This window comes from Arsenophonus endosymbiont of Bemisia tabaci Q2 (genome assembly GCF_902713415.1).
Taxonomy (GTDB): domain Bacteria; phylum Pseudomonadota; class Gammaproteobacteria; order Enterobacterales; family Enterobacteriaceae; genus Arsenophonus.
On sequence record NZ_CACTIE010000159.1, the window covers coordinates 1 to 8,774 of the forward strand.

An 8,774-nucleotide genomic window follows, 5' to 3' on the forward strand; every position below is an offset into this window, starting at 1 on the left:
ACCAGTAATAAAAAATGGATAAAGAATTCCGGTTGTGATAGTTAGAAAAATAAATAACACAAATGAAGAACGTAACACATTCATATTCAATACCTTATTAGTAGATAAACAGGCTAAGCAATAGATCAATCAGCTTGATACCAATAAATGGTATAACTAAACCATTTAATCCATAAATTAGGGCGTAGTAATGCTATTGCACTCATCGGATGGTAACTAACGTCTTTTAGCGCTAATGGGATCAGGGCAACAATAATTAATGCATTAAAAATAACTGCTGACAGGATCGCTGAAGAAGGCGAGTGTAATTGCATGATATTTAATATATTAAGCTGAGGATAGGTCGCTGAAAAAGCGGTAGGAATAATCAAAAAATATTTTTCAATATCATTAGCAATACTAAAGGTTGAAAGAGAGCCTTTGGTCATCAACATCTGCTTACCAACATGAACGACTTCGATAAGCTTAGTCGGATTTGAGTCAAGATCGACCATATTACCGGCTTCTTTTGCTGCTTGAGTGCCAGAATTCATGGCAACAGCAACGTCAGCTTGTGCCAGAGCTGTCGCATCATTAGTACCCTCACCCTCACCTGTCATAGAAACCAGGCTTCCATCTGCCTGATATTGGCGGATCAATGCCAGTTTAGCTTCAGGGGTTGCCTCGGCCAGGAAATCATCAACACCGGCTTCAGCGGCAATGGCTGCGGCCGTCAAATGGTTATCAGCGGTGATCATCACGGTTTTAATTCCCATCCAGCGCATTTCAGCAAAACGTTCTTTGATGCGTCCTTTTATAATATCTTTTAAGGCGACAACCCCAAGAATTTGTTGATTCTCAACAATAACTAATGGTGTTTCCCCTTTATGGGCAACTTCTTCGACTAATTTTTCTGTTTCAGCTTGGACTCTGGCATGACTGGTTTCCAAATAACGACGAATAGAATCGGCTGAGCCTTTTCTGATCACTCGATCATCCACATTTACGCCACTCATACGTGTCATGGCAGAAAAGGGAACAAAAGTGGCATTTAATGCCTGTAGATCACGTTCACGTAAATTAAACAATTGCTTAGCTAAGATAACAATGCTACGTCTTTCTGCTGTTTTATCAGCCAGTGACGATAGTTGGGCAGCATCAGCCAGTTGTTGCTCTGAAACACCTTTAAGGGGTAAGAATTTAAACGCTTGGCGATTACCTAAGGTAATAGTACCTGTTTTATCGAGCAATAAGACATCGACATCACCGGCAGCTTCTATAGCTAGGCGACTTTAAAATGATTACAAGTAATTAATCTATATCAGTAAATTTATATTGGAGAAAAACATATATTTTTGTAATCAAAATTAAGACGCTTAGCTATATTTGATTAATCCAACGCGATACAGATGCAAAGCCAATCCGAAATTGCTTCGCTGTTTCTCGGATACTCAACCCTTCTTCTTCCATCGTAAATATCACTTTACGTCTAAAATAAATTGAATAGCTCATATAAATAATGTCATCAAAATTAAGTCGCTTAGCTATAATATTGATATCGAATAACTGATAGCAAATACAGCTCCACAAAGCGCCGATAACATGTTTTCCTTAGCTCCCCAGTTCTGAGACCAACACACCGTTGACCTTTCGGGGAATAGCCCTGAGTCCGCGGTATCGTGAAAACCACTTCATCAATAAAACATGCTTTGCCTCTTTCATAATTGTTGTTTCGTTGGAAATGTTTTCGAGTGTTTCGTCGGCTTTCGGATGACGTAGAGTTTATAGTTCAATCCCATTTTTTATTTGCCAAATGGCCTTCTGACAAACGCCAAACGCTCTTGCACGCTTTTTTTTTGAGGCATCTGATATTGTTCAACATCTTTATCAACTCGATTTATTTGATTTCGCTGACGCGTAGTCGATGCTTTTGGCTCTATTTGATTAATCCAACTCGATACAGATGCAGAGCCAAACCGAAATTACTTCGCTGTTTCTCGGATACTCAACCCTTCTTCTTCCATCGTAAATATCACTTTACGTCTAAAATAAATTGAATACCTCATATAAATAATGTCATCAAAATTAAGCCGCTTAGCTATACCTAGGCACCTTATTGGGTCAACGCCATGCTTAAACCGCGTAAAGACGTTGTTTGGTTGCAAGTTCCTTTTTCTTCACTACAAAATGATCATAAAAGTGATACCACGTTACCAAATGGTAAAAATTATGGTTTTCCACCTAGTACAATGCCTATCGTCGCCAATAAAATTTGGGCAGCAAAAAATCCTGCGGCGGCAAAACTATTTGCCATTATGGAAATTCCAATTACAGATATTAATGCCCAAAATTTGCGTATGCATAATGGTGAAGCTTCGTAAGCTGACATTGAACGTCATGTTCAAGGTTGGATAAAAGCTCATCAAGAACTTTTTAATAACTGGATAAAGATTGCTTTAAAAACTAACTAGTAAAAATTCTGTCATTACACATTTTATGTGATTTTCTATAAATAGACTGAATGTTATCTTTTTAGCCTTTTTTATATTATATGGCAACTTAATGGCAATAAAGACATTCGCCTTTATTTTAATGAATAAGGAAATTAATTTTTGACTTATCATCTAACAATCAAGTCGATAGCTAGTTTAGATTAACCATTGTTTATTTTAATTTATTTATGTTTAATTTAACATTAATGTTATAACAAAACAATTAATTAATATTAAATGTATATAATTTATTGAAAATGATATTTATTTTTATTAATTAGATAATGAAGTTATTTTGCAAATAAGAAGTTATAGATTATTTAAATCTATTTTAAAATCTATTTTTTTATATTAACATTTAAAATATTTATCAATTAAATACCAATAGCAAAATAAATTTCGCGATAATAAATAACTATAATTGATAATTTTAGTTTTTGATATACCATTTAGATTGATTATGACAATTGCTATCTTACCGACTGAAACTAATAAGGTATATAAATAATGGAACGCGCACAAACACAAAAAGAAACTTCATTTTTTCCCATAGAGCAATTACTTAATGAACGCAAACAGCAACAACAAAAATCAACTATTTCGCTACCCTATCAGCAAATTTTGCTAACGCGTTTATGTATCCATGTGCAAGGGAAATTGTTAGAAAATAGAAATAATATGCTTAAAAAACAAGTAATTAATGAAACTTTATTTATGGCATTAATCATTCTCGACACCCAAACAACACATAGTATTCAACCGTCTGAACTTAGCGATGCTTTAGGCTCCTCGAGAACAAATGCAACGCGCATTGCAGATGAATTGGAAAATCGAAAATGGATTGAACGCAAAGAAAGCCACAATGATCGCCGATGCTTATATCTCCATTTAACCGAAGAGGGTTCAAACTTTCTAAAAAAATACTATCGAAAAATTGATGAGAAAGTTATTAGTTAAACTTGATGACCTTGACAATCAAACAGTATGTTGATGATTACCCCAAAACCATCCAAAATCATAAAAAATTATTAATAATAACCATACTGTTTTTAATGTTATAATTATAAGCTACTCGAAACTTTCGCTTATTAAGCGTAGATTAAACGTTAGTAAAATGAATAATATGGAGTTTAATACAACATGGGCGTTAATGAACAACAATTAACAGCGACTAAAACCCAAAAACGCCGAACTATAATTGTACTAGTTAGCATTTTCTTTATCATTATTGCACTAATATGTCGAATTTATTGGTTTTTAGTGCTCCGACACCATCAAAGTACTGATAATGCGTACATTGCAGCCAATCAAATTCAGATAATGTCTCAAGTACCTGGCAGCGTTATTACCGTTAATGTTGAAAATACTGATTTTGTAAAAAGTGGCACAGTGCTGGTTAAACTTGATCCCAGAGATGCTATTTTAGAATTGGAAAAAGCAAAAACTAACTTAGCTAACAGCGTTAGACAAACTCATCAACATATGATTAATAGCCGACAGTATCAAGCCAATATCTCTCTTCGTCGTTCTGAACTGAATAAATTACAGCAAGATCTTCAACGTCGCGAAATACTTGGCCAATCAAAAGTTATTGCTAAAGAAGAATTACAACATGCTCGTGAGGCCGTAATCAGAGCTAAAGCCGCCCTCGATGTGGCTGTTGAGCAGTTTAATGCTAACCAAGCTATCGTGTTAGATACTCCACTAGATAAACAACCTACAGTTTTACAAGCCGCTACTGAACTTCGTAACGCTTGGCTAACATTAGAACGGACACAAATTGTTACCCCTGTTGATGGCTATGTTTCACGTCGTAGTGTTCAAGTTGGCGCTCGTATCACCCCGGCAACACCGCTTATGGCAGTAGTACCAACTGACAATATGTGGATTGACGCAAATTTTAAAGAAACTCAACTTGCCGATATTCGTATCGGTCAACCAGCAAAAATCACTACCGATTTTTATGGTAAAAACATTATTTATCAAGGACGTGTTGAAGGCTTAGATATGGGAACAGGTAGCACGTTTTCACTATTACCGGCCCAAAATGCAAGCGGTAACTGGATAAAAATTGTGCAACGCTTACCTGTTCGTGTAACCATTGATAAAGAACAATTAAAAAAATACCCTTTGCGGATCGGACTTTCCAGTGACGTTACCGTCGATACAAGTGACAAAAATGGCCCAATACTTTCACGAAAAACTCGCTATAACCCAGCTTATCATACTAATGCGTTTAAAATTAATATGGCTCCTGTCGATCGACTAGTTACCGATATTATTGATAATAATTCAGGATCAAAATAAAAGGAGCTCATCGTGGCGAAAGAGCCCTTACAAGGTACAAAACTGGCATGGATGACATTCGCGCTATCACTAGCTACCTTTATGCAGGTTTTAGATTCTACCATTGCTAATGTTGCAATCCCAACTATTGCTGGTAATTTAGGTGCTTCTAATTCACAAGGTACCTGGGTGATCACCTCCTTTGGCGTAGCTAATGCAATTTCGATCCCCATCACAGGTTGGTGGGCTAAACACATTGGCGAAGTTAAACTTTTTCTTTCGTCAACCGCGCTATTCACCCTAACCTCATGGCTATGTGGTATTGCTGGCAGTTTAGAAACATTGATCTTCTTTCGCATCTTACAAGGAATGGTGGCAGGTCCGCTTATTCCTTTGTCACAAAGCCTGCTGCTTAATAATTACCCTCCTCTTAAACGTAATATGGCGCTTGCACTTTGGTCAATAACAATTGTTATTGCCCCCATTTGCGGGCCGATTTTAGGTGGCTATATTAGTGATAACTATCACTGGGGATGGATTTTTTTTATTAATGTTCCATTCGGTATTGCGATTATTTTCATTATTATGCAAACACTCGCTGATCGTGAAACCTCAACTGAGATAAAGCCAATTGATAGCATTGGATTAACATTACTGATCGTTGGTATCGGTGCATTACAAATTATGCTTGATCGAGGTAAAGAGGTAGATTGGTTTAATTCAACAGAAATTATTTTACTGGCAATAACCGCAGTAATTGCATTGAGCTTCCTAATTATTTGGGAACTGACAGATAATAACCCTGTTATTGATCTTTCCCTGTTCAAGGAGCGTAATTTCACTATTGGCTGTTTGTCACTCAGTCTGGCTTATATGCTCTACTTTGGTACTATTGTATTACTACCACAGTTATTACAGGAAGTGTTTGGTTATAGGGCAACATGGGCGGGTTTAGCCTCAGCACCAGTCGGGATTTTACCACTATTAATAACGCCATTGATCGGGCGATATAGCCATAAAATTGATATGCGTGTTATCGTTACTTTCAGCTTTATTGTTTACGCCGTCTGCTATTATTGGCGAGCATGGACATTTGAGCCGTCGATGGATTTTTCCGCTGCGGCATGGCCACAATTCGTGCAAGGATTAGCTATTGCTTGCTTTTTCATGCCACTGACCACTATTACTTTATCTGGTTTACCAGCTGAAAAGCTCGCCTCAGCATCCAGTCTATCAAATTTTTCCCGGACACTTGCCGGAGCGATAGGAACATCTATGACAACCACTTTATGGACAAAAAGGGAAGCTATGCATCATGCCCACTTTACTGAAATTATTACCCCCTATAATCCAGAGTCGCAACAATTCTATGCAAAATTGTCCGCATTAGGATTAAATGAGCAACAGTCATCCGCTTATCTAGCAAAAATGATTACTGATCAAGGATTAATTATCTCAGCCAATGAAATTTTTTGGTTATCAGCAGGCGTTTTTATTGCCCTTTTAGTTTTACTTTGGTTGGCAAAACCCCCTTTCACTGCCGGCGATAGCCAAAGCAGTGGCGGCGCACATTAATAGCGAAACTGATAAAAAATAGGCTAGATAACAGGAATGATAGTTATTGAGATAGCTTTATACTAACTATCTCAATAAAATATGACTAAATTTTATTTTGTTGCCACCATTTGGCCAATATAATACCGGCAGCGACCGAAACGTTTAAACTTTCCAGCTGACCGGTACCAGCAATACAAAGGTTTATACTGTCTTCCTGCGAAGCATTTTTAGTTAACCCATTACTTTCCTTCCCCAATAGTAGTAACATTTTTTCCGGTAACTCAGCTTTGGCAATATCAATATTACTATTACCTTTATGACTAGATGTCGTAACAATGGTATAGCCTGCATGATGGAATTTTTTCAGTGTGGCAGAAAAATTATCCGATTGGATGCTTTTAATGTACTCGGCGCCACCTGCTGCGGTTCTAACTGCGGAGCCTGACTCCATCGCTGCAACATCATGGAGAATAATACCTTGTACGCCGAAATGAGCGCCACTACGCACAATCGCCCCTAAATTATGTGGATTGCCAATATCCTCAATAGCTAATACACAATCAATGTTAGTCGACTGGGCTAGATAGGCTTCAGCGTCAAATCCGATCCGTTTTTTAATTAAGAAATAAATACCACCATGATGCTTAGTACCAGAAGCTTTTACTAGCTCTTCTTCACTAACCACATGATAGGCTTTACGGTTTTGCCGCTATCCACTTAAGGGCTTCGCGAAAATGTGGGGTAATGGACTGAACAAACCAGGCGCGAACAATTGCTTCCGGGCGATATTTAAACGTTGCTTGGCAGGCATATTCGCCGTAAATAAGCGTCTCTTCTAAACGCTGACGACGAATTTGTTCGGGATCAACCTGGCTTTTACCACTGATACCACTATGGCTAGTAATAGGTTCTTTCCGTTGAGAAACCACTTTCCAGGGATCATCAGTTAAACGTTCATTATTACGATCACTACGGCGTGATGACGATTTTCTATTTTTAGCAGAAAGATGTTTATTCTTTCGTCGATCATTATTTGTGTTGTTTTCGCTATTACGAACATACCTCACTTTTACTTTACCGTTTTTACCGCTATATGAATCGTTCATGAGTGCCTCCAGCCAGGTTATGCCAGGCAGATTACATGATGTTAGGATCTAACGCTACTGACTTTTTGTACTTTATCATTAGCACAAGATAGAAAGCTTATGCATTAACACAAGATGATTAAATTTAGATTGTTTAGAAGGATTTTTAGCCAATTCAAGCATAAAAGATATTTACCTGACATGTTGTTAACTATTTAATCATTTAATCACGCCTAAGTTACCTTATTTTTAGCTACCAATGTGTATTTGGACATAATTTGAAATATTTCAGGTCTACACCTGATCATGATTGATTTTTATTCATTGAATAATTAAACCATCTAATTTGTATTATTTGAAAGAGATAAATATATGAGAGACGAATTTGCGCCTCAATTAATATTACTGTATGAAAATATTGGACTGAAATCGCCGGTAAATTTTAACCAAATTGATTTTTCTATCAGAGTAGATGAGAAATTTTCCGTTAGATTGATTGAATACCCTGTAGGTAGATTAGTTACGTGCACGATTTTACAAAATATCAGTCAAGAAAAAATTATTGATTTAATGAAATATAATTTAATAAGCCACCAGCTCTATCAAGCAGTATTAGCAATCAGTGATGATAAACAGCTAGTTATTTGGCAAGGACTTAGAGATATTGTTTTTTCTGAAAAAATTTAATCGGTAGGTTCGATGACTTTGTTCAATTTTCTGAATTAATGCTAAAGATAATAACATAATAAATTTGCCACAATAAACTTACTTGCTAGTAAAAATAGCAATCTATTGCCATTACTTAAGCATATTGAATAAGTTTTTAGCGAAAAGTTTAAATATATATAACTAATTTTAAGATCTGCGATTAAATACTTAACTAGAGGGAAAAATGAAGATATTGAATGATTTTATTGCCGGCGTTAATCAAGCGCTACTTCCAAACCAAGCCACACTCCTCAGCAATTAAACCAAACTCGACAGCTGCTGTCTGAGCAGACGCAGAATTGCCATCAATCGTTTGACAGAGCAGTTTATAATATAAACGGTAGTATGGGAACTCATGGCGCAGATATACCCAGCTGGAAAGCCAGACAGTATGCGCAAGATAGCACTGATGTTAAAATGGTCTCAGGTCAAATACCTCTGCTTTTGCCAGATCATCGGTAGGTTGAGCCCAAATTGGTGATCCTGCGGGTACCATAATGAATTTTGGCGGAGCATTATTAGCCGGCGCAATAGATGGCACTAATTATACTACAGGAAATATTCTCCATATAGCTAAGCGACTTAATTTTGATGACATTATTTATATGAGCTATTCAATTGATTTTAGACGTAAAGTGATATTTACGATGGAAGAAGAAGGCTTGAG

The 8,774-nt window shown here is 36.7% G+C and carries 5 protein-coding genes and 4 pseudogenes; 5 read left to right on the top strand and 4 right to left on the bottom strand.

Annotated features, from left to right (window positions below; all coding sequences use genetic code 11):
• Nucleotides 1-97: 97 nt before the first annotated feature.
• The 3 genes and pseudogenes from kdpB to ARSQ2_RS08630 form a co-directional block, all read right to left on the bottom strand.
• Nucleotides 98-1,262 (bottom strand): annotated as a pseudogene (gene kdpB / locus ARSQ2_RS08620) (potassium-transporting ATPase subunit KdpB); the annotation flags it as partial.
• A 97-nt stretch (nucleotides 1,263-1,359) separates the two neighbouring features.
• On the bottom strand, nucleotides 1,360-1,491 hold the full coding sequence (locus tag ARSQ2_RS08625; RefSeq protein WP_181995043.1) for a helix-turn-helix domain-containing protein: 132 nt from the start codon (nucleotides 1,489-1,491) through the stop codon (nucleotides 1,360-1,362).
• Between the two features lie 470 nt (nucleotides 1,492-1,961).
• Complete coding sequence (locus ARSQ2_RS08630) at nucleotides 1,962-2,144, bottom strand: hypothetical protein (RefSeq protein ID WP_181995044.1); 183 nt, start codon at nucleotides 2,142-2,144, stop codon at nucleotides 1,962-1,964.
• Here ARSQ2_RS08630 and ARSQ2_RS08635 point away from each other — a divergent pair.
• The 4 genes and pseudogenes from ARSQ2_RS08635 to emrB form a co-directional block, all read left to right on the top strand.
• Nucleotides 2,091-2,450, top strand: a pseudogene (locus ARSQ2_RS08635) (glycine betaine ABC transporter substrate-binding protein); the annotation flags it as partial. The gene ARSQ2_RS08630 and the pseudogene ARSQ2_RS08635 overlap by 54 nt on opposite strands.
• Nucleotides 2,451-2,978: 528 nt before the next feature.
• Nucleotides 2,979-3,462: pseudogene (mprA, locus tag ARSQ2_RS08640) on the top strand (transcriptional repressor MprA).
• Between the two features lie 149 nt (nucleotides 3,463-3,611).
• Complete coding sequence (gene emrA, locus ARSQ2_RS08645) at nucleotides 3,612-4,778, top strand: multidrug efflux MFS transporter periplasmic adaptor subunit EmrA (RefSeq protein WP_181995045.1); 1,167 nt, start codon at nucleotides 3,612-3,614, stop codon at nucleotides 4,776-4,778.
• A 12-nt stretch (nucleotides 4,779-4,790) separates the two neighbouring features.
• Entirely contained in the window at nucleotides 4,791-6,332 is a 1,542-nt protein-coding gene (gene emrB, locus ARSQ2_RS08650; protein WP_181995046.1) for a multidrug efflux MFS transporter permease subunit EmrB, read from the top strand.
• An 85-nt stretch (nucleotides 6,333-6,417) separates the two neighbouring features.
• On the opposite strand, the pseudogene ARSQ2_RS08655 reads toward emrB, so the two are convergent.
• A pseudogene (locus tag ARSQ2_RS08655) lies at nucleotides 6,418-7,420 on the bottom strand (tRNA/rRNA methyltransferase).
• 351 nt (nucleotides 7,421-7,771) lie between these two features.
• Between ARSQ2_RS08655 and ARSQ2_RS08660 the strand changes: the two are divergent.
• Entirely contained in the window at nucleotides 7,772-8,086 is a 315-nt protein-coding gene (locus tag ARSQ2_RS08660; protein ID WP_181995047.1) for a type III secretion system chaperone family protein, read from the top strand.
• Nucleotides 8,087-8,774: the final 688 nt, after the last annotated feature.